The sequence below is a fragment of the Tsukamurella conjunctivitidis genome (genome assembly GCF_007858475.1).
In the GTDB taxonomy this organism is placed as follows: domain Bacteria; phylum Actinomycetota; class Actinomycetes; order Mycobacteriales; family Mycobacteriaceae; genus Tsukamurella; species Tsukamurella conjunctivitidis.
The window spans coordinates 1-738 of the sequence record NZ_VIGX01000083.1; the positions used below are offsets into that span (position 1 = coordinate 1).

1 protein-coding gene is annotated in these 738 nt (G+C 68.8%); it reads left to right on the plus strand.

Translation table 11 applies throughout. From position 1 onward, the window contains the following. On the plus strand, nucleotides 1-738 hold a 738-nt coding region (locus tag FK530_RS26445; RefSeq protein ID WP_331456374.1), incomplete at both ends, for a ParA family protein.

Sequence of the window (738 nt, forward strand, 5' to 3'; positions counted from 1 at the left end):
CCGTTCTCGGCCTCGTGGCCGAGACGGCCCGCAAGCTCGGCCGCCAGGTGCGCGCCACCATGAACGACCCCGAGGGACAATGGCCGCTCGTGATCCACGGTGACGGAACCGTGGAACCAGACGCTACCGCGGAGGCGAAGCCCCGCACCGTCCTCGGCGTGGTCGACGAAAGGCCGACCACGCCCGTCGAGTCCGTCGACGACGCGACGCAGGCGTCGGCTTCGGCGGCTGCGCCAGCACCGGCAGAGGAGGTCGAGCTGGAAACCGCTCACGGTTGGGTGCGCTCCGCCGACGGCTCCGCACCAGCGACTTCGGCGCCTTTCCCGACTAGGCGCGAGAGGCGGAAGTCGTTCCTCACCCAGCAGCAGTCCGAGGAACCTGCCACCCAAGGCTGGCGCGGCCTCATGACGCATCTCGGGATGCGCCTGAGCCCCAGCGAGGCAGAGCGCGCAGAGCGCGCCGATGTCCAGGCCGTGAGTCAACACTGGCCTGGCCCTCGCACGATCGCCATCGTCAACGGTAAGGGCGGAGCGGGCAAGACCCCGACCACTGTTCTTCTATCAGCGGTGTTCGCCCGCTACGGCGGGGCTGGCGTGCTCGCATGGGACAACAACCAGACCCGCGGCACCCTGGGATGGCGCACTGAGCAGGGACCGCACGAAGCGACCTTGCTTGAACTCCTCCCCCAGGTCGATCGTCTCCTGAGCACGAGTGCTCAGTCAGCCGATCTGGCGCACT